Raw genomic sequence first — 18,338 nt, forward strand, 5'->3', positions numbered from 1 at the left:
TTATTGTGAGCGTATCAATGTTGCCCATCATCATAATAGTGCATCGGCCGGCGTTGACCAACTCAACTTGAAAGGTACCCAAATGAGCAATCATGCAGATAAAGTGGCCATCGTCACAGGTGCTTCGGCTGGCATCGGCGCGGTCTACGCCGATCGGCTGGCAAAGCGGGGCTACGACCTGATTCTCGTGGCTCGCCGTGTCGACCGGCTGCAAAGCCTGGCAAGCCAGATTATCAGCGACACGGGCCGCAAAGTAGAAGTCGTCGAGGCAGACCTGACGGATCGCGACGGGGTAGCGCGTGTCGAAGACATCCTTCGCAACGATGAGCGCGTTTCGCTGCTCGTCAACAATGCGGGTGTCGCGGCGGTGACGCCATTGCTCGACACGGACGTCAACGCGATGAGCACGCTGGTGTCGATCAATATCGACGCGCTGATGCGTCTGACCTATGCGGTGGCGCCTGGCTTCGTGAAGCGCGGTAGCGGAACCATCATCAATATCGCGTCGGCGGTGTCGATCGGGACAGAACGACTGAACGGCGTCTACTCAGGCTCGAAAGCGTTCGTTCTCGCCTTCAGCCAGTCTCTGAAACATGAACTGTCTGATAAGGGCGTACGCGTGCAAGCGGTATTGCCCGGCGCCACCGCGACCGATATCTGGGCGAATGCGGGCTTGCCGGTGACGAACCTGCCGAAGGAAATGGTCATGCAGACTGAAGCGATGGTCGATGCCGCACTCGCCGGCCTCGATCAGGGCGAATTCATGACGTCGCCGTCGCTGCCCGATCTGGCCGAGTGGGATGAATACGAAAAGGCACGTGTTGCTCTTTCGGAAAAGCTGTCGCTTTCCGAACCGGCGGCGCGTTATCGCGCCGCTTCGACAGCCGTTTAAGCACCGCTATTGCGCTTGTGATCGCGCGCGATCCGAGGATCGGCGAGATCGCAGGCCCGTCGGCGATTGGCGCAAGTGGCGCAGTCGCCGCGAACTCCGCGATCCCGTCCTTCGTCTAGCCTAACGCCGGTTCCGAGAACCGCTCGATCCAGACCGCCAGGCGATCGGCCGCAAAACTCGCGGTGCGTGCACCGGCGCGGCAGACGATCGTGTCGCCTTCACGCCCGAATTGCAGCGCACCGCCGGCTTCTTCGAGCCACAGCAGACCGGCCAGCCAGCTCGCGTGCTCGGCCGATACGGTCTGGCCCACCGGCCGCGTGAGGAACTCGCTCAGCGTGGCCGGCGACGTCCACGTCAGCGCATCGCCATTGCCGCGCACCGTGGCGCCGAGGACGTCGGTGAAGACCTGCACCGCGTCGGCGGCACCCCGTCCCGCATGTTGCTTACGCAACTCCGCCAGCCGTGTACTGACCGCGTGGCCGAAGCTGCCGCTGCATTCGCTCTCGACACGCACCAGATCCGCGTAGTCCATCCGCTGCCAGTCCGGCTCGACGTTGCGCGCACCGGCCAGTTGCGTGCCGGCCAGATAGGTTTCCACCGGCTGGAAGCGGCCCGGGCCGATCAGGCTCGCGCACAGCGTGTGCACGATGCCGATGCGGGTCGCGACGGTCTGCGTTTGCAGCACGCCGAGCTTTTCGCGCACCAGCTGGTCGCGTTCCTTGCGCAGCCCCGCCAGTTCCAGCGCCTGCTTCATCTCCATGCGCAGCGCGCTGATATCCCACGGCTTCTTGATATAGCGATGGATCTGGCCTTGGTTGACGGCCTCGACGGTCTGGTCCAGCTCCGAATAGGCGGTCGTCAGGATCCGCACGATATGCGGATAGCGCTCGCGCGCATAGCGCAGAAGTTCGTTGCCATACTCGCCCGGCATGCGCTGGTCGGACACCAGCACTGCGAGGCTGGCCGCGTGCGCATCCAGCATGGCCTTGCCGTCCTCGACGGAGGCGCCCGTCACGACCGGCGCGATCGCGCCGATCGCGCGCTCGAAGTATTTGAGCGCGGTGGCTTCGTCATCAACGAACAGAATCGCCGGGGGCGGTGTCTGGTCGGCAATCGTAGTGCTCATTGGTAACTCCTGTGCATTCGATCCTTGAAATTTGGGAATTCCAGCGTCCCGGTCATGCCGTCGCCGGACGCGGATGCGATCCTGATACTTCCGCCAAAGGACTGCATCACGCGGGGGTAGAAATTCATGTGCAAGCCGCTCACGCCGGCGTCCGCGATAACTGGGTGACAGTCAGGCGCCGCATCACCTCCGGGGCGATAACGGCGCCGCGGTCGCCGATGCGAGCACTTCGCGGACCGTGCTCACGCCCAGCGGCTTTTCCAGGATTCGAAACACCTCGCCGGCATGCACCGATTCCGGCAGCGCGTCGCCGTCCGCGTAGGCTGTCACGAGTATCCGCACGATATGCGGATACTCGTGCGAGACCTGCCGCAGCAGATCGGCACCGTGCCGGCCCGGCATGCGGAAGTCGGTCACCACGACCGCCACCCGCGCGCCTTCGCGGCGCAGGATATCCAGGGCCTCCTCCGCGTCGCACGCGAGCAGCACCTCATAGTCGCTGCCGGCCGAGCGCGCAAAGTACTTGCGGGCCAGTTCCTCATCGTCGACATAGACGACGGTCTGCCGCGCTTGCTGGGTCTCTCTCATCTCCACACCACTCAACATCATTCGGCCCGCGGCAGGTCGAAGTTGAACGCAGTCCACTTGCCCAGCTCGCTTTCCGCGAACAGTGTGCCGCCGTGGCGCTCCACCACCGCATAGCTGATCGACAGACCGAGGCCGAGGCCCTGGCCGACTTCGCGGGTAGTGAAGAATGGTTCGAATACCCGCGCCAGATTCTCCGGCGCGATGCCGGGGCCGTTGTCGCGCACATTCACATGCAGCCGCTCATCGCGCCATTGCACGGTGACATGAATTTTCGGCGAGGCGGTCCTGGCCTTCTGCATCGCGAGCGCGGCGTTCGAGAACAGGTTGATCAGCACGCCGATGACCGCCGCTTCGTCGCCCAGCACCAGTGTGTCGCCGGGCAGCTCGCGTGTGACGCTGACGCCGCGCAGCTCGTGCGCGCTCAGCCGGGTCGACGAATCGAGCGCTTTCTCGAACAGGAACGGCACGCCGTCCGCGGATGCACCCGGCTTGCGGTACGCAAAGGTCTTCAGATCCGAGACAATGTGCTGGATGCGCTGCATGCCCTGCTTGGCATCGATCAGGCACTCCTGCAGCGTCGCGCTTTCCTTGGCCTGCCGCTCCTCCATCGCCAGTTCGATCGCCATCAGGCAGAAGTTCACCGGGTTGTTCACTTCGTGAAGCAGGCCAGCCGACAACGTACCGATTGCCGCCATCTTCTCCTGCTGCAGCAACTGGCCTTTGATCTGCGCGAGGCTTTCATTGGTGCGCGCGAGTTGTTCGTTCTTGTGCGCGACCTCGTCCTTGAGCCGGAAAAGCTGGAAGCGGCCCTTCTCGTTGAAGTACGTGTAAATGGAACTGGCCACCGCGCAGAAGAAGATCAGGATCAACTGGAACTTGAACTGGCTTGCGTCCTGGATGCCGCCCGGATGCGCGACGCACGCGATGTAGTACAGCACGACCGTGGCCACGCCGAAGGCCAGCGTCTGCCAGTAGCCGGATGGAAACAGAATCCCCACCGCGAAGATCGTCAGCATGAGCCCGGCGTAGAACAGCGACGCCTCGCCCTGCGTCGCGTAAATCATCCACGAGATCATGGCCTGCGGCAGCAGCAGCCAGAAGAACGTGATGACCTGCACGTGGCGTTTGCCCGCCGCCGTATAGAGCGACAGCAACGCGAGCCCGATGGCCACGCTCGTCAGCACCCGGATGATCGCAAAGCACTTCTGCTCGGACGGGTACACGACGTAGTCGAGCGCCACGCCCATCAGCACCAGCACGATGACGGTCAGGCCGCCGGCCTTGCTGCACAGCAAGCGGTAGTCGCGCAGCTCTTCACGATAGTTCGAATAGAGCCCAGCCAGGGATGTCGTCATCTCAGGCTACTTGTTGCTGGCCGATCACCGTCTCGGCGAACACATTGACCCCGGTCGCGTCCGTGTACAGACGCGGTTCGCCGCAGTTCTCCGGCATGATCTCGGCCATCTGTGCCTCGTTGCGATAGATCAGGTACCACTCCAGCACGTGCTCCATGCTGAAGCGCTCGGGGTTGTCGGCGTGCACGTTGGTGACCAGCAGGCGGCCGCCATGGCGGGTGCGGCTGGCGAAATGCTGGTTCAGCCGCGCGCAGACCTTGTCCGACAGATAGTCGAACAGGCCGGCGCAATAGACCGCGTCGAACTCGCGGACGTCCGGTGCATCCTCGTCCATCCGGCGCTTGAGCAGGTGGTGGACCGAATCGTGGCTGTAGCTGATGGTCATGCGCTTGGCCGCTTTCTGCGCGATCGACCCGAGGCGGTCGCGCGTCCAGTCCAAGGTTTCCTGGCTGAAGTCGAGCAGCTCGAATGTCAGCCAGTGCGGCTCGTCGTATTCCTGGATGAAGCGCTGGATCTCCTGAGCGGGGCCACAGCCCACGTTCAGCACGCGGAACGGCCGGCCCGCGGCGCGCGCTTCGTTAGCAAGCCGGGTCAGATAGTCGACCAACAGATCGATGCGATTGCGGTGCGCGCGTGCGACGGCCGTCTGCAGGAAGGCCGCGTTGACGATCTGGAAATAGGTGCTCGGACCCTGGCGCGGATCGTCGATCATCTGGTTGACCATCTGATAGTCACCCGCGTAGCCGAGCGGCTTCGTGAACGTGCGGAACACGAACGGCGAACGCAGCAGCAGCGGATGCAGCGCGGCCTGCGCAAAGGCGCGGTGAGCAGGCGCCAGTTCTTCGTCGACCAGGCGCGCTTCGCCTTCGAAATCGTCGAAGTAGACCTTGGTCCTTTCCATCAGCGGCGATGCCAGTTCGAGGAAGAAGTCCTCGCGCAGAGTCTTACCTTCCTTCGGCATGCTGTCCGCGAGGTCCGCCTGCTCGACCCAGCGCGACATGTCCGACAGAAACGCCCGGATCTGATTGACCGCGATCTGATAGTCGCGGCGGATCTGGAAGCGCTCGGCCCAGTCCTGCACGAACTGGCGGGCTTCGTCCCCGACGGTGCGCGCTTCCAGCACGTCGGCGCTCAGCTCGCGCCACTCGGCGATCAGCGTGACCGACACGATGGCGGTCAGGCCGGTATTCACCATACTGATGACGACCGCCTTGCCCGAGTAGGCGTGCTCGACGCCCATCTTGACCGACAGGTCGCTCAGCACCTCGCTGACCTGAACAATCGAATAGGGGTTATAGACCTCCATCACCAGGGACTTGCGCTGGAGATTGATGATCGTGCCCCGCACCTGCTCGCCCTGCGAGTTGCGGAAGCTCACTACCGGATCGATTTGCGTTTTCGAATACACAGTATTGCGGCTAGGTAAGTACCACGGGAGGTTGGTCTGAAATCTGGTGCCATACCCAGGCCAGCAGGCCGGCCAGTCGGCGTAGATAGTTTCCTCGGTCCAGGTGACGAAACGCCGCCATCGGTATCGACGGACTCGTTAGCCTGGTGGGCCTGAAGGCCAGCTTCGGAACGGTACCGATCTTTGCGATTTGCAGCATTCTACTGATAAAAAATGAATGCTGTCGGTTCGCTCCAGCACGATCGGTGAAATTACCTGGCGCGCATCAAAGAGAGGGGGGAGTGAGCGAGTAAGCGCTCGAAAGGGGTGTTCGACGGCGTCCGAACCCGCGGGTCCGAGGCACGCCGCCGACTGTGCATCGCTTTCACACGGAGCGCATCAGTCCGCCATCCACGCGGATGTTTTGCCCGGTGATGTAACCCGCGCCGTCGGAAGCGAGAAACGCGATCGTCGCGGCGATTTCCTCGCTCTTGCCGTAGCGCTGCATCGGCACGCTCTCGCGGCGCTCTTCGGTGGCCGGCAGGCTGTCGATCCAGCCGGGCAGCACGTTGTTCATGCGCACGTTGTCCTTGGCGTGCGAGTCGGCAAACAGCTTCGTGAAGCTCGCCAGCGCCGCCCTGAAGGCCGCCGAGGTCGGAAACATCGCGCTCGGTTCGAAAGCCCATGCGCTCGACACATTGACGATCACGCCCGCCTGCTGTTTCTGCATGATCGGCGCGACGAGACGCGTCGGCCGGATCACGTTCAGCAGATAGACATCGAGCCCGCGATGCCAGTCGTCGTCGCTCAAATCGAGCAACGGCGCGCGCGGCCCGTGCCCCGCGCTGTTGACCAGCACGTCGATGCGGCCCCAGCGCGACATCGCGTCGTCGACGAGTCTGCGCAGATCGTCGTTCGACTGGTTCGAACCGGTGACGCCGATGCCGCCCAGTTCGCTGGCGATCGCCTCTGCCTTGCCGGAGGACGAAAGGATCGCAACCTTGAAGCCGTCAGCCGCGAGACGGCGTGCGGCCGCCGCACCGATGCCGCTGCCCGCGGCCGTCAGGACCGCAACTTTTTCTACTGTCATGGTGATATTCTCCTTAAGACCGTGGATCCACGGCTGCCCAAAAACGCCGATGAATGGAAAAAGAATAGCACCGTCGCGCGGTTGCAATCCGGCAGTTTCATTGCCAGTTAACAGTAGAAAAACTATTGTATGAAGGACTCAGACGAGAAACTGCCGTCGCTGAATGGCCTGCGCGTATTCGAGGCGGTCAGCCGGCATCTGAGCTTTCGGCGCGCGGCTGAAGCGCTCGGCGTGACCGAGGGCGCGGTGGGGCAGCATATCCGTGGTCTCGAGGCTGAGCTGGGCCTCAAGCTGTTCGAGCGCCGGCCTCGTGGGCTCGTGCTGACCGAAAACGGTCAAAGTTATGCGGTCAGCGTTCGCCGCGCGTTCGACGTGCTGACCGAGGCGACCCGAGCGCTGCGGCCGCAGCCGCTGAAGCTGACGATCAGCGTGACGCCGACGTTCGCGGCCAAGTGGCTGATTCCACGCTTGCCGGAGTTCACGGCGGCGCATCCGGGAACCGACTTGCGCATTGTCGCGACCGAGCGTCTGTCGCATTTCCAGACGGATGGAATCGATCTCGCGGTGCGCTATGGGCAGCCGCCGTTCGGCGCGGGACTCACCGCGGAACTGCTATTCGACGATGTGCTCGTTGCGGTTGCGAGTCCCGAGATGTCCGCTGGTAAACGCAAGCGCTCGGAGACGGGAAGCCGCACGTTGCTGCATGACGCCCATAATCTCTGGCCGCAGTTTCTCGCGCGGATGCAGCCTGACAAGCCGCTCGACTTCAAGAACATCCACTTCAACCAGATCGCGCTGGCTATCGATGCCGCACTCGAAGGCCAGGGAATCGCGCTGGCGAATCCGGCGTTCGTCGCGCGCGATCTGGCGGCGGGGCGTCTCGTCCATTATTTCGCGCAGACGTTCGATACTGGGGCTGGCTTTTATCTGGTGTTTCCGCGCAAGCAGCAGCATCCGCAAGCGGTGGCGGCGCTGCGCGAATGGTTGCATCAGCGCGCGTCAGTGTGACGGTGCGGGGTGTGAATTGCGGGGTCTGCTATGGAGTTGGTTGTGATTGGGTCGAGGATGCGAATGGCCAGACGACCTTGTCATCGACCGCGTACAGCGTGCAGTCTTTCAGCCCGGACGACTGGCAGTGTTGCATCGCCCGCTCGGCTGCATCTACAGGCTCGCCCTGCGGAACTTTGCCCCAGGTAGCACGCCAGTTTCCGTTGGACGCAATGACGAATGCCTTTGGAGACGGACGATACAACCATGCCCGATAGCCGTCGCGGCCACGCGCATCGATCAATGGCACTGCGTCCACGTCCGTGATCGAATGCCGGTTGTCAGTGGTGCCGCCGGACTGTTGTTGGCCGCTCTCGATGATTACCGGCGTGCCCACGACGGCGCCCTTCGCTGCCATATCGTCGAACATCCGCGCCAGCAACGTCGACAGCGCGCGGTCATCGAATCCGACATGCCAGCGGGACAATGGAATGCTGTCGGTGTGATATGCGCCGAGCCATATAATCGCGCCGCTTTTCCTGTCTTGCAAAATTGCCGAGAAGTCGAATATCACTTCGGCCTCGGTACTGGCCAGTCGCACTGCGGTGATCGACCCTTGCGTGACGCTAATCTGCAATTCGAACCCGCTGTTGCCAATTGTCCTGGCCGAGTCTGGACTGATCGGTTGACCCGCGGTGGTTTCGTAGAAGGTCGTCATCGACATATGACGAGCGTTCAATAGTGGCGGCGCGAGTTTAGCGATGCGGCTGCCTAGCTGGTCGTAATCTTCGTGGGCCAGTTGTGCATTTACCCAGTCGCGCGCGAGGGGTTTCTTTGCGACGAGTGAATGGTGGATGTAGTGAATGGATAAGGCTGATACGCGCTCCGACGGGCGCTGAACCAGGCGAGAAGACCCGGTCGTCGTGCTGCAAGCCGTGAGAACCATCAGGAACGCCAGAAGAAATGTGCGGAACGTGCGCTGCATCGGCAAGGGTCCTTGTCGCGCTTTTGTAATGACTTGATAACGGCCACGCTGGAATAACCTTGAAGCATTCTGCTGATGCAGCAGCCATCAGCCGCGCACAGTCATCGAACCAATTCAATAGACGCGCGGTGCCTCGGAAATTCACAGCACGTCAGGCTTTCAACGCTTCAATGACCGCGCGCAAGCCCGCGGGCTGGTGCTTTCTGCTCGGGAAATAAAGGAAGATGTTCTCTTCCTGCGGGCACCAGTCTTCAAGGCAGCGTAAGAGCCTGCCGTCTCGCAGAAAGGATTCGGCGCGCTGCTCCCACACATATGCAAGACCGATTCCGCGCGCCGCGGAATCCACCATCAGTTCCTGACTGTCGACGGTGAGCGGGCCATCGACTTCCACATGAATGAATTCGCCGTTCTTCTGCTGAAACTCCCATTGCAGAAGCGTGCCGCCCGGAAACGCATACCGAATGCACACATGCTCGTTCAGTTCGTAGGGAGTGGACGGCGTGCCGTGCTTTTCGAAGTAAGCCGGTGAGCCGACGACCGCAAAACGCAGATTGGAGCGAATCCGCACCGCGACCATGTCCTGCGACAGCCTCTCGCCAAGACGGATGCCGGCGTCGAAACCTTCTTCGACGATGTCGACGCGCTGATCCGTAGCCACGATCTCCACACGCAAACCGGGATTTTCTTTCAATAGCATTTCGATCGTGTCGCCAAACACGAATGGAGCAATCGTATTGGGCACATTGATCCTGACCGTACCGAAAGGCGTGTCGCGCCACCGGTTCAGGCCATCGACAGCCATGCGTATGTTCGACAGCGCCGGGTCCAGGCTGGCGAACAGCATCTGGCCCGCGTCGGTCAACGAAACGTTGCGGGTGGTGCGATGCAGAAGGCGCACACCGACTCGAGCCTCGAGGTTCCGTACCGCATGACTCACGGCGGAGGCCGACGTACCGCGTTCGATCGCCGCTTTGCGGAAGCTGCGATGCGTCGCAACCGCTGCGAAGGCGGCCAGTTCCGATAGCTCGCTATTTTCAATCATCGAGTGGGGTCATTGGTGAATCTGGCTCAGCAGCGCATGCATGGTTGGCCATCTTATCCGATCGATCGATCGCGTCCAGACTGGCGCCATTCATAGCGAACCTGAGCACCGTGGTTGCCAATCTGGCTGCCAAGCAGTGGAAGGCACGCGATGAAGCTTTACTTCATCGATATGAATCAAGGACAAACGATCATGCGGGCACTTCTACTCGATACTTACCAGAACGGCCGGTTCCGTGCAGCGGACATCGAATCGCCGCTTCCTGCAAACGGCCAGTTGCGCATTCGTGTGCACGCAAGCGGCGTCAATCCGATCGACTACAAGATCCGTCGCGGCGATGCGTCGTTTGCGATGCCCGAGTTGCCGGCGATTCTGGGCACGGATGTCGCCGGTGTCGTCACCGAGGTTGGCGCAGGCGTAACGGGCTTTTCCGTTGGCGACGAAGTCTATGGGATGGCCGGCGGCGTGCGCGGACTGCCGGGTTCGCTCGCGGAATTCATGACAGCCGATGCGTCGATGTTCGCGAGCAAGCCTCGCAATCTGAGCATGCGCGAGGCCGCGGCGCTGCCGCTCGTTGCGCTGACCGCGTGGGAAGGTCTGGTCGACCGCGCGCATCTGCGAGCTGAGATCCAGGCGGGTAACAAACCGAAGGTGCTCGTACAGGGCGGCGCGGGTGGCGTAGGCCATATTGTCGTGCAGCTCGCGAAAGCGCTTGGCGCCGACGTCTACGCAACGGCAAGCGGTGCCAAGCTGGAACTGGTGCGAGAGCTCGGCGCCACGCCGATCGACTACACGAGCACGCCCGTCGAACAATACGTGCAGCAATACACGGACGGTGAAGGCTTCGACCTGATCTACGACACGGTCGGCGGCGACACACTCGAGGCGTCGCTCGGCGCCGTGCGGCATTACGGCCATATCGTCAGTTGCGTCGCCTATCAACCGCACAATCTGGCGATCTCGTCGCTGCGCAATGCGGATATCAGCGGCGAGTTCGTGCTTTATCCGATGCTGAGCGGCGAGCGGCGCGCGCATCAGGGCGCGATTTTGCGCGAGCTTACCGGGCTCGTCGAGGCCGGCAAAATCCGGCCGGTTCTCGACCCGCGTCGCTTCACGCTCGATACGGCAATGGAAGCGCACGAAGCGGTCGAGCGTGGCGCGAACATCAAGGTCGTTATCGATGTGATGACTCAGGCGTAACAGACACGCGCAACCAGATGCCGGCAGCGGAGGGCCAAATCGGCAATGACGCTGTCGCCAACACGTATTGCAGAAGGAAACTGTCATGCCCAAGGACTACATCAATCCCCCGGGTCTGTCGAAGTCCGGGTACTACACGCGCGTTCTTCGCGTGACCGAGCCGTCGACGTTTATCTATATCGCAGGGCAGGTGCCGGCCGACGAGCATGCGAAGCCGGTTCATATCGGCGATATCAGGGCTCAGTTCATCGCGGTTCTCGATGCACTGACCGTGCAGTTGAAAGCGGTCGGCGCGACATGGGACGACGTCGTGTTCCGGCGCGCGTACGCACTCGACGTTGCCGGCTTCGTCGAGCATTGCATTCGCGACGAAACGTTTCCGGTGCCGTGGGATCGTCAACGTCCGTCGCCGAGCACGCTGATCGGCGTTACCGCGCTTGCTCATCCGGATTATCTGATCGAGCTGGAAATCGCAGTTGTGATAGCTGACTGAGTGTAAGCCAAGCTATGCGCACGTGCGTAACGCGTCGCTATAAAAAACGCTCATTGAAGGAGCAGGAAGACAAGTTCGGTTGCACGTCTAGCTGACAGTTTGCGCGATCGTCTGATTGGCGCATGGAAGCTCGTGTCCTACGAGGAGCGGCCTGTCGATGGCTCGGCGTCGCTCTATCCGTTTGGTGAAAAGCCGCTGGGCCTGATCATGTACACGCCCGACGGTTATATGTCCGCGCAACTGATGCGGCGCGAGCGCAAGCCGTTCGCCGGCGGCGACTGGTTCGACGGCACGCCCGACGAGTATCGTGAGGAAGGTACATCGTATCTCGCCTATTCCGGTCGCTTCGATATCGACGAGGAGAATCAATCGCTGACTCACTCGATGTTCGTGTCGCTCTTTCCGAACTGGCTCGGCAATACGCAGTCGCGCGCTGTGCGGATGGAGGGCGACCGGCTGCAACTGAGCACCGGTGCGCCGTTCTCGTCGGCGGGCCGCACGGTGATGGCCTATATCACGTGGCAACGCGCGGAGCCGAATTGAGCGGAAGTGGGGATGTCGATGCATCGATGTAGACATTTTTATCTAGACAAATTATTCTACGTGTCATCGATTTTCCACTAGGGCTTCCGCGATGACCAAGGCTGCCGCTCCGGCAAAACCGACCGCGGGCGAACTCGAACTCCTGCGGGTTCTGTGGCCGCTCGGGCCGGCCACCGTCAAGCAGGTGCATCAAGCCATGCAGCAGGAACGCGCGGACGTGACCTACGCGACCGTATTGCGGCAGATGCAGCTCATGCATATGAAGGGACTGCTCAAGCGCGACGACAGCGAGCGCTCGCACGTCTATGCGCCTGCGCTGAGCCAGAACATGCTGCAAACCCGCCTGTTGAAGGAACTGATCCACAAGGCGTTTTCCGGTTCGGGAAAGGCACTGGTGATGGCTGCGTTGCGCAAACACGTTACTCAAGAGGAACGCGAGGAGATTCGCCAATTTCTGCACGGGGACGAGCAATGAGTCCTTTTTCCTGGGCGCTCGTCCAGGCATTGGGATGGGCGCTCATCCAGTTCGTGTGGAAGGGGGCGCTGATCGGCGTGGCAACGGCGCTGACGTTGCGGCTATTGCGCGGCGCGAGCCCACGGAGTCGCTATGCGCTGCTCTGCGTTTCGCTGCTGTCGTGTCTCGGTGTGGCGGCGTTCGACGTCTATCGGCAAATCGCCGCTGCATCGCGAGCATCGGGTTGGTTTGCCTTGAGCGATTTTCCCGTCGTGCCAACGATAGATGCACGCGTACCGTTTGCGATGGAGCACGTATTGCCCTGGCTGGTTGCCGCATGGTTGATCGGTGTTGCCGCCATGTCGTGCCGTCTGCTCGCCGGTTCGCTGTGGGTGGGGCGAATGGGCCGTGCGTTTCCCCATTCGCCGGATGCCCGCTGGCAGAGCCACGTATCAGCGCTGGCCGCGCGTTGCGCTTTACCGCGCCCGGTGACGCTGCGCGTGGCGGCGCATCTGTCGAGCCCGCTGACGATCGGCTGGTGGCGTCCGCTGGTGCTGGTTCCGGCCGCGTTGCTCACGTGCATGCCGCCCGATCTGCTCGAAGCGCTGCTGGCGCACGAAATCGCGCATATCAAGCGCGCCGACTATCTGGTCAATCTGCTGCAAAGCGCGATCGAGGCACTGCTTTTCTATCATCCGACGGTGTGGTGGCTGTCGCGGCAAATTCGTATCGAGCGGGAATGCGTTGCCGATCAGATCGCCGCCACGCTGATTCAGAACCCGCGAAGTTTGGCGCTTGCGCTCGAGCAACTCGACGCTCATCAATCGACCAATGCCGAATATGCGTCGGTCGCGCAATCGGCAAAGGGCGGCCACCTGCTTGACCGCATCAAGCGTCTGTGCGAACCCGCTGCGCCTTCTCCGAAATGGACGGCATGCGCGCCAGGCATCGCATTCGGCGTCGTTGCGTTGTGTTTAGCGGCGCAGGCACTGTGGCCCGCGTCACAGTCCGCGGCAGACATCGCTCCGGTCGGGCTGCTCGAATCGAACCACGTCGTGGTGGTCGACAACAACTCAGGCAAGGTTCTGTTCCAGAAACGCGCCGACGACATCGTGCCGATCGCGTCGTTGACGAAGCTGATGACGGCAATGGTCGTGCTCGATGCGCGGCCCGACATGAACCGAACGATTCGTATCGATGCCAGCGACGTCGAGGCATTGCGGCCCAGTCCCACGGGATTGCCGGCTGGTTCGAGCCTGCCGCTTTACGCGGTGCTGCAACTTGCGCTGATGTCGTCGAACAATAGCGCCGCGTATGCGCTGGCGCATCACTATCCCGGCGGCATCCTGGCGTTCCAGGCGGCGATGCGCGCCAAGATTGCGGCACTCGGGTTGAAGCACACGACGATCGACGAACCAACTGGCCTGTCGCCGCTCAACACGTCGACAGCAAGCGACGTGTCCGTGATGGTGAACGCGGCGGCCCGCTATCCGGCGATTGCGCGTGCAACGACCGACGCCCACAGCATCATCCCGATCGACGGCAAGCTGGTCGACTATCAGAACACGAATCCACTGGTCGGGCAGAAGGGCTGGGATATCGCGTTGTCGAAAACCGGCTTCACGGAAGTGGCCGGGCGTTGCCTGATCATGCGGCTGCGCTCGGTTCGGGACAGCGTCACGATGGTGTTTCTGGACGCCGGGCCAGCCGCGGTCCCCACGCGCGACGCGATCAATATCCGCCGCCTGCTGCTTGCCCGCGAGCAGGCGTGGCACGCGTCACACGCTTAACACGCTTAACACGCGTGACATTCGCCGCGCACACTGCACGCGCCGCTTCCCCTCACTCTGACTACCTGGACTCAACTGTGACTCAGTCGATCACTCATTCGACCACGCGCCGAAAGCTGTTGATTGGATTACCGCTGCTCGCCGGCATCGGCATGGTTCCCGCGTTGCATGCTGCCGAATCGCCGCTCGCGGAGATCGAGCGGCGACATGGCGGTCGCCTCGGCGTGTTCGCCATCGATACCGGTTCGGGACGCACGCTGAGCCATCGCGCGGACGAACGCTTCCTGATGTGCAGCACGTTCAAGGGGATCCTCGCGGCGCAGATACTGGCGCGCATCGATAGCGGCGCGGAGCGGCCGGAGCGCCTTGTGAATTACACGGAGAAGGACCTTATTTTCACATCGCCGGTAACGAAGGCCAATGTCGCGCACGGCGCGATGTCGATCGATGCACTGTGCCGGGCGGTTCTGGTGGAAAGCGACAACACCGCCGCGATCCTGCTGATGCGCAGCGTCGGCGGCCCCTCGGCGCTCACCCGTTTCGTTCGTGGACTCGGCGATAGGGTCACGCGTTCGGACCGCTACGAGCCCGACTCGAATAGCTATCACGGCGAACTCGACACGACGACGCCAAAGGCGATGGCCATCACGGCGCAGCGCCTATTGCTCGGCGATGTGCTGAGTGCCGGTTCACGCGCGCAACTGGAGCGCGGCATGACCGACTGCAAGCCGGGTCTCAACCGGCTACGTGCCGCGTTGCCCGCGGGCTGGCAGGCCGCCGACCGGCCCGGAACCAGCGTCGAAAGCGAGACCAACGACTACGCGCTCGTCCGTCCGCCGGGCCGCGCGCCATTGCTCGTCGCCGCCTACTACGATGCACCGGGAGTCGCGATGGACGCGCGCGAGGCGGTGTTGCGCGAAGCCGGCAAAGCATTCGTGCAATGGGCCACGAGCGCCGCATGACCGACACCGGCACGCGAAACCGGAACATCGATCTGCTGCGGGGCGTGTCGATTCTGCTCGTGCTGTTGCATCACTTCAACATTGCGTATCGGCTCGACGACACCTTTCTTTCGCGTGTATTCGGATGGCCGACGATTCGGACGGTGGTGCGAAACGGTAACTACGGCGTCACGATGTTCTTCGTGATTTCGGGCTACCTGATTACGGCCAACGCTCTTCGTCGTTGGTCCGAATTCCGTCATGTCGATCTCGGGGCGTTTTACGGCTTGCGTACCGCGCGTATCGTGCCGTGCCTGTTGCTATTGTTGGCCGTCGTGAATGCGCTAGCTGTAGCCGGCATCCCGATCTTTCAGAATCACTCGCCGGGCGGCGCGCCGGTTTCTTTCTGGCTCGTGAATCTGGCGTCGTTGACGTTCTGGATGAACGTGTTGATCGGCGCGCACGGATGGACGAACTATGCGCTCGGCGTGTTGTGGTCGCTTTCCGTCGAGGAGGTGTTTTACCTGTCGTTCCCGCTGCTTTGCGTGGCGCTTCGCGAGGACACACGGCTCGTTGCATTCTGGCTCGTGTGCGTGGTCGTCGGTCCGGCTTACCGGTTCTTTCATCAAGGCGACGAAGGCGGCTATCTGTACGCGTATTTCGCCTGTTTCGATGCAATCGCCATCGGTTGCTGCACGGCGCTGCTCGCGAGGCATGTCGTATGGCGCGGCCGCGCGCGGAGCGTGTCGATGTGGCTGAGCGCAGCAGGCATGACGTTCGTTTATCTGTGCTGGCCCATTCGGGAAAGCAATGTGTTCGGCGTCACCGCGATGGCTTTCGGCACGGCGGTACTGCTGCTGGCGGTACACGATCGCCAGCACCGCTCGTCGATGCGGTGCTCGGCGCTCGAAGGGCTTGGCAGACTGAGTTACGAACTCTATCTGTTTCACCTGATCGTTCTTGGTGTGTTGCGAACGATCTTTCCGCCTACCGACGTGGCAGGATCGGAAAAGCTCCTGCTGCTGCTGGCTTTTCTGCTCGTTTCGGTCTGTCTGAGCCTCGCGATCGCACGGCTCTACGCGAACCCTTCGAATCGGATCGTCCGTCAGTGGCTGGTGGCGCGAAGGTCTCAATCGATCCGCCAGCGCGTACCATATAGCTGAGCGACGAGTTTCAGGAGATTGAAATGAACGCGGTGTGCCCGCTACATGGGCCAACTACCATTGTCCGCACGAATGCGTACGGGTTCCCCGTCTATGCATGTTGCTGCCACGATGTGATCGCCGGCACTCCCGCGGATGCATGTACAAGGGCACCGACGGAACGCGGATCTGAGCCTTTACCTGAACAACCGAAGACAGGGAAGCAGGAGACCGATTAAGTACTTCGCTATCGCGTCACTATCCAAGCCATCTCCGCCCGCGCCAAAGCCGCATTGAGCTCTAGTCACCGGGCGACCGCGCTTCCTCCCCAACACGCGCACGATTCGTCAGATGTTCGACCATTCGCTGCGCGGCCGGCTGCAGCATGTCGAAGCGCTTGAAGCAAACGACGAAGCTGCGTTGCGCCCACGCATCCGTGAACGGAATGATCCGCACGCCGAGTCGCGGACTGTACGCGGCCGACACTTCCGCCGGCACCACGCTGATCCCCAAACCGGCGGCCACGACCCGAAACGCCGCGTCGAAGTTCGACACGATCACCCGGTACGCGATCGTGCGGCCCAACTGTGCCGCCGATCTTTGCAACATGGTTTGCACAGCGGTGGCGGGCGGCAGTCCGACATGGTCGTAATCGAGCGTCTGCTCGAAGGCAACGGTATCGAGCGCGGCAAGCGGATGCCCCGGATGGACCGCCAGCGCGAGCCGGTCGGTCCGATACGGACGATGCTCCAACCCCGCCAGTTCGACGTTGTCCCAGCACACGCCCACGGATGCCGCCCCTTCGCGCAATTGCCGCACGAGGTCCAACGACAGCCGCTCTTCGATATCGACCTTGATATTCTTGTTGGCGGGTTCGCGCATGAAGCTCGCGATGTCGTCGAGCAGTTGTTCGGCGATCGCCGATGCCGACGCGCAAATGCTGACGTTTCCTTTCAGCCCCTCGCCGAACGATGCGACATCGCTCGCGATGCGGTCCATCGTGAAGAGCACGTTGCGTGCGTGCTCAAGTAGTGCGAGGCCGGCCGGCGTCGGCTCGACGCCGCGTCGCGAGCGCGATAGCACCGGCACGCCCAGTTCGGCTTCGAGTTGCGCAATGCGCTTGCTGATTGCCGACGGCTCGATGTGGGCTTCCTCCGCCGCGCGCGCAATGTTGCGCTGATCGCAAACGGCCACGAACAGGCGCAGCGTCTTCAGATCGATGTCTCGCACGAGGTCGTCTCCGTTCTTTTTCGTGACGTTCCGGTCTGGAACGATTGTGGTTCCAAAACGTCGCTTTACGAATCTTCGGGAATCTCTAGAGTGATGTCAAACGCCGGTGCGATGTGTCGGCACAGAATCGACGGAGACAGCCCCTATGCCTTCAATACCCTCGCACGTCGTGATCCGGGAGGTCGGATTGCGCGACGGCCTGCAAAGCATCGAGCGCATTCTTACGACGGAACGCAAGATCGAATGGATTCGCGACGCGTACGCCGCCGGGCAGCGCGAAATCGAAGTCGGCTCCTTCGTTCCCGCGCGCCTTCTCCCGCAACTGGCCGACACGGCTGAACTCGTTGCGTTTGCAAAGACGCTGCCGGGGCTGCTCGTTTCAGTGCTGGTGCCGAATCTGAAGGGCGCGGAGCGCGCGCTCGACACTCAGGCCGATCTGATGCTCGTGCCGCTTTCCGCGAGCCGCGCGCATAGCCTCGCGAACTTGCGCAAGGAACCGGAGGAAGTGGTTGCCGAAGTTGCCCGCATGCGTGCCGCGCGCGATGCGGCCGGCTCGAAGACGCTGATCGAAGGCGGTATCGGCACTGCGTTCGGTTGCACGATTCAAGGCCACGTCGATCAGTGCGACGTGCTGCGTTATCTGCAGGCGCTGCTCGATGCCGGCGCGGATCGCGTCAGCATCGCCGATACGGTCGGCTATGCAGGCCCCGCCGCCGTGCGCGCACTGTTCGAGAAAGCTCGCGAGATCGCCGGCGAGCGCTTCTGGTGCGGCCACTTTCACGACACACGCGGCCTCGCGCTCGCGAATGTCTATGCGGCGCTGCAAGCCGGTGTCGCGCGTTTCGACGCGACACTTGCCGGTATCGGCGGCTGTCCGCATGCACCGGGCGCGAGCGGCAATGCATCCAGCGAAGACCTTGCGTTCATGCTCGCCGACATGGGCATCGATACCGGCATCGACCTTCCCGCGTTGTTGACGCTACGCGCGAAGCTCGCGCGGTGGCTCGACGGTGAAACGCTGCACGGCGCGTTATGGCTCGCCGGATTACCCAAAACCTACGCTGCCACGGCTGCGCTCAACGCCTGAGGCCAC

At 62.2% G+C, this 18,338-nt stretch carries 18 protein-coding genes; 10 read left to right on the forward strand and 8 right to left on the reverse strand.

The genetic code is table 11. From position 1 onward, the window contains the following. The first annotated feature begins 82 nt into the window (after positions 1–82). A complete protein-coding gene (locus tag L0U82_RS04535; RefSeq protein WP_233833116.1) occupies positions 83–892 on the forward strand; it encodes an SDR family NAD(P)-dependent oxidoreductase in 810 nt (269 codons plus the stop codon). Between the two features lie 115 nt (positions 893–1,007). Here L0U82_RS04535 and L0U82_RS04540 read toward each other — a convergent pair whose 3' ends face one another. The 5 genes from L0U82_RS04540 to L0U82_RS04560 form a co-directional block, all read right to left on the reverse strand. Then, positions 1,008–2,018 (reverse strand): response regulator, encoded by a 1,011-nt coding sequence (locus L0U82_RS04540; RefSeq protein ID WP_233828785.1) that lies wholly within the window; start codon positions 2,016–2,018, stop codon positions 1,008–1,010. Positions 2,019–2,201: 183 nt separating this feature from the next. Further along, positions 2,202–2,606: a response regulator gene (locus L0U82_RS04545; protein ID WP_233828786.1), complete on the reverse strand. Its 405-nt coding sequence runs from the start codon at positions 2,604–2,606 to the stop codon at positions 2,202–2,204. A 17-nt stretch (positions 2,607–2,623) separates the two neighbouring features. Beyond that, complete coding sequence (locus L0U82_RS04550; RefSeq protein WP_233828788.1) at positions 2,624–3,961, reverse strand: sensor histidine kinase; 1,338 nt, start codon at positions 3,959–3,961, stop codon at positions 2,624–2,626. 1 nt (position 3,962) lies between these two features. Continuing rightward, positions 3,963–5,369: a class I SAM-dependent methyltransferase gene (locus L0U82_RS04555; protein WP_233828790.1), complete on the reverse strand. Its 1,407-nt coding sequence runs from the start codon at positions 5,367–5,369 to the stop codon at positions 3,963–3,965. A gap of 364 nt (positions 5,370–5,733) precedes the next feature. Further along, a complete protein-coding gene (locus L0U82_RS04560) occupies positions 5,734–6,438 on the reverse strand; it encodes an SDR family oxidoreductase (RefSeq protein WP_233828792.1) in 705 nt (234 codons plus the stop codon). A 129-nt stretch (positions 6,439–6,567) separates the two neighbouring features. Here L0U82_RS04560 and L0U82_RS04565 point away from each other — a divergent pair, with 129 nt between their 5' ends. Further along, the gene (locus L0U82_RS04565; protein WP_233828795.1) at positions 6,568–7,446 is read left to right on the forward strand and encodes a LysR substrate-binding domain-containing protein; all 879 of its coding nucleotides are present in this window, start codon (positions 6,568–6,570) and stop codon (positions 7,444–7,446) included. 28 nt (positions 7,447–7,474) lie between these two features. Here the strand turns inward: L0U82_RS04565 and L0U82_RS04570 are convergent, their stop codons facing one another. Together L0U82_RS04570 and L0U82_RS04575 are read right to left on the reverse strand one after the other, a co-directional pair. Continuing rightward, positions 7,475–8,410: a hypothetical protein gene (locus L0U82_RS04570; protein WP_233828797.1), complete on the reverse strand. Its 936-nt coding sequence runs from the start codon at positions 8,408–8,410 to the stop codon at positions 7,475–7,477. A gap of 151 nt (positions 8,411–8,561) precedes the next feature. Beyond that, positions 8,562–9,452: a LysR family transcriptional regulator gene (locus L0U82_RS04575; RefSeq protein ID WP_233828799.1), complete on the reverse strand. Its 891-nt coding sequence runs from the start codon at positions 9,450–9,452 to the stop codon at positions 8,562–8,564. Positions 9,453–9,644: 192 nt separating this feature from the next. Here L0U82_RS04575 and L0U82_RS04580 point away from each other — a divergent pair, with 192 nt between their 5' ends. The 7 genes from L0U82_RS04580 (at position 9,645) to L0U82_RS04610 (ending at position 16,036) form a co-directional block, all read left to right on the forward strand. Continuing rightward, on the forward strand, positions 9,645–10,652 hold the full coding sequence (locus L0U82_RS04580) for a zinc-dependent alcohol dehydrogenase family protein (RefSeq protein WP_233828800.1): 1,008 nt from the start codon (positions 9,645–9,647) through the stop codon (positions 10,650–10,652). Between the two features lie 85 nt (positions 10,653–10,737). Then, positions 10,738–11,145: a RidA family protein gene (locus L0U82_RS04585; protein ID WP_233828801.1), complete on the forward strand. Its 408-nt coding sequence runs from the start codon at positions 10,738–10,740 to the stop codon at positions 11,143–11,145. Positions 11,146–11,244: 99 nt separating this feature from the next. Beyond that, a complete protein-coding gene (locus L0U82_RS04590) occupies positions 11,245–11,688 on the forward strand; it encodes a lipocalin-like domain-containing protein (protein ID WP_267929305.1) in 444 nt (147 codons plus the stop codon). A 91-nt stretch (positions 11,689–11,779) separates the two neighbouring features. Continuing rightward, positions 11,780–12,163: a BlaI/MecI/CopY family transcriptional regulator gene (locus L0U82_RS04595; protein WP_233828803.1), complete on the forward strand. Its 384-nt coding sequence runs from the start codon at positions 11,780–11,782 to the stop codon at positions 12,161–12,163. Next, positions 12,160–13,932, forward strand: coding sequence for a M56 family metallopeptidase (locus tag L0U82_RS04600; protein ID WP_233828804.1), 1,773 nt, complete (start codon positions 12,160–12,162; stop codon positions 13,930–13,932). The genes L0U82_RS04595 and L0U82_RS04600 overlap by 4 nt, the downstream gene beginning before the upstream one ends. Before the next feature lie 77 nt (positions 13,933–14,009). Then, a complete protein-coding gene (bla, locus tag L0U82_RS04605) occupies positions 14,010–14,894 on the forward strand; it encodes a class A beta-lactamase (RefSeq protein WP_233828805.1) in 885 nt (294 codons plus the stop codon). After that, positions 14,891–16,036, forward strand: a complete 1,146-nt coding sequence (locus L0U82_RS04610; RefSeq protein ID WP_233828806.1) for an acyltransferase family protein — start codon at positions 14,891–14,893, stop codon at positions 16,034–16,036. The genes bla and L0U82_RS04610 overlap by 4 nt, the downstream gene beginning before the upstream one ends. A 279-nt stretch (positions 16,037–16,315) precedes the next feature. Here the strand turns inward: L0U82_RS04610 and L0U82_RS04615 are convergent, their stop codons facing one another. Beyond that, on the reverse strand, positions 16,316–17,245 hold the full coding sequence (locus tag L0U82_RS04615) for a LysR substrate-binding domain-containing protein (RefSeq protein ID WP_233828807.1): 930 nt from the start codon (positions 17,243–17,245) through the stop codon (positions 16,316–16,318). A gap of 145 nt (positions 17,246–17,390) precedes the next feature. Here L0U82_RS04615 and L0U82_RS04620 point away from each other — a divergent pair, with 145 nt between their 5' ends. Next, on the forward strand, positions 17,391–18,332 hold the full coding sequence (locus L0U82_RS04620; protein ID WP_233828809.1) for a hydroxymethylglutaryl-CoA lyase: 942 nt from the start codon (positions 17,391–17,393) through the stop codon (positions 18,330–18,332). The last annotated feature ends 6 nt before the right edge of the window (positions 18,333–18,338 follow it).

Source organism: Paraburkholderia sp. ZP32-5 (genome assembly GCF_021390495.1).
Classification (GTDB): Bacteria; Pseudomonadota; Gammaproteobacteria; order Burkholderiales; family Burkholderiaceae; genus Paraburkholderia.

What these genes read in the sequence shown, in the direction of transcription:
- L0U82_RS04575 (WP_233828799.1), bottom strand. Translation starts at nt 9,452, where the DNA reads ATGATTGAAAATAGCGAGCTATCGGAACTGGCCGCCTTCGCAGCGGTT.
- L0U82_RS04550 (WP_233828788.1), bottom strand. Translation starts at nt 3,961, where the DNA reads ATGACGACATCCCTGGCTGGGCTCTATTCGAACTATCGTGAAGAGCTG.
- L0U82_RS04585 (WP_233828801.1), top strand. Translation starts at nt 10,738, where the DNA reads ATGCCCAAGGACTACATCAATCCCCCGGGTCTGTCGAAGTCCGGGTAC.
- L0U82_RS04560 (WP_233828792.1), bottom strand. Translation starts at nt 6,438, where the DNA reads ATGACAGTAGAAAAAGTTGCGGTCCTGACGGCCGCGGGCAGCGGCATC.
- L0U82_RS04595 (WP_233828803.1), top strand. Translation starts at nt 11,780, where the DNA reads ATGACCAAGGCTGCCGCTCCGGCAAAACCGACCGCGGGCGAACTCGAA.
- L0U82_RS04580 (WP_233828800.1), top strand. Translation starts at nt 9,645, where the DNA reads ATGCGGGCACTTCTACTCGATACTTACCAGAACGGCCGGTTCCGTGCA.
- L0U82_RS04610 (WP_233828806.1), top strand. Translation starts at nt 14,891, where the DNA reads ATGACCGACACCGGCACGCGAAACCGGAACATCGATCTGCTGCGGGGC.
- L0U82_RS04570 (WP_233828797.1), bottom strand. Translation starts at nt 8,410, where the DNA reads ATGCAGCGCACGTTCCGCACATTTCTTCTGGCGTTCCTGATGGTTCTC.
- L0U82_RS04540 (WP_233828785.1), bottom strand. Translation starts at nt 2,018, where the DNA reads ATGAGCACTACGATTGCCGACCAGACACCGCCCCCGGCGATTCTGTTC.
- L0U82_RS04565 (WP_233828795.1), top strand. Translation starts at nt 6,568, where the DNA reads ATGAAGGACTCAGACGAGAAACTGCCGTCGCTGAATGGCCTGCGCGTA.
- L0U82_RS04535 (WP_233833116.1), top strand. Translation starts at nt 83, where the DNA reads ATGAGCAATCATGCAGATAAAGTGGCCATCGTCACAGGTGCTTCGGCT.
- L0U82_RS04600 (WP_233828804.1), top strand. Translation starts at nt 12,160, where the DNA reads ATGAGTCCTTTTTCCTGGGCGCTCGTCCAGGCATTGGGATGGGCGCTC.
- L0U82_RS04620 (WP_233828809.1), top strand. Translation starts at nt 17,391, where the DNA reads ATGCCTTCAATACCCTCGCACGTCGTGATCCGGGAGGTCGGATTGCGC.
- L0U82_RS04545 (WP_233828786.1), bottom strand. Translation starts at nt 2,606, where the DNA reads ATGAGAGAGACCCAGCAAGCGCGGCAGACCGTCGTCTATGTCGACGAT.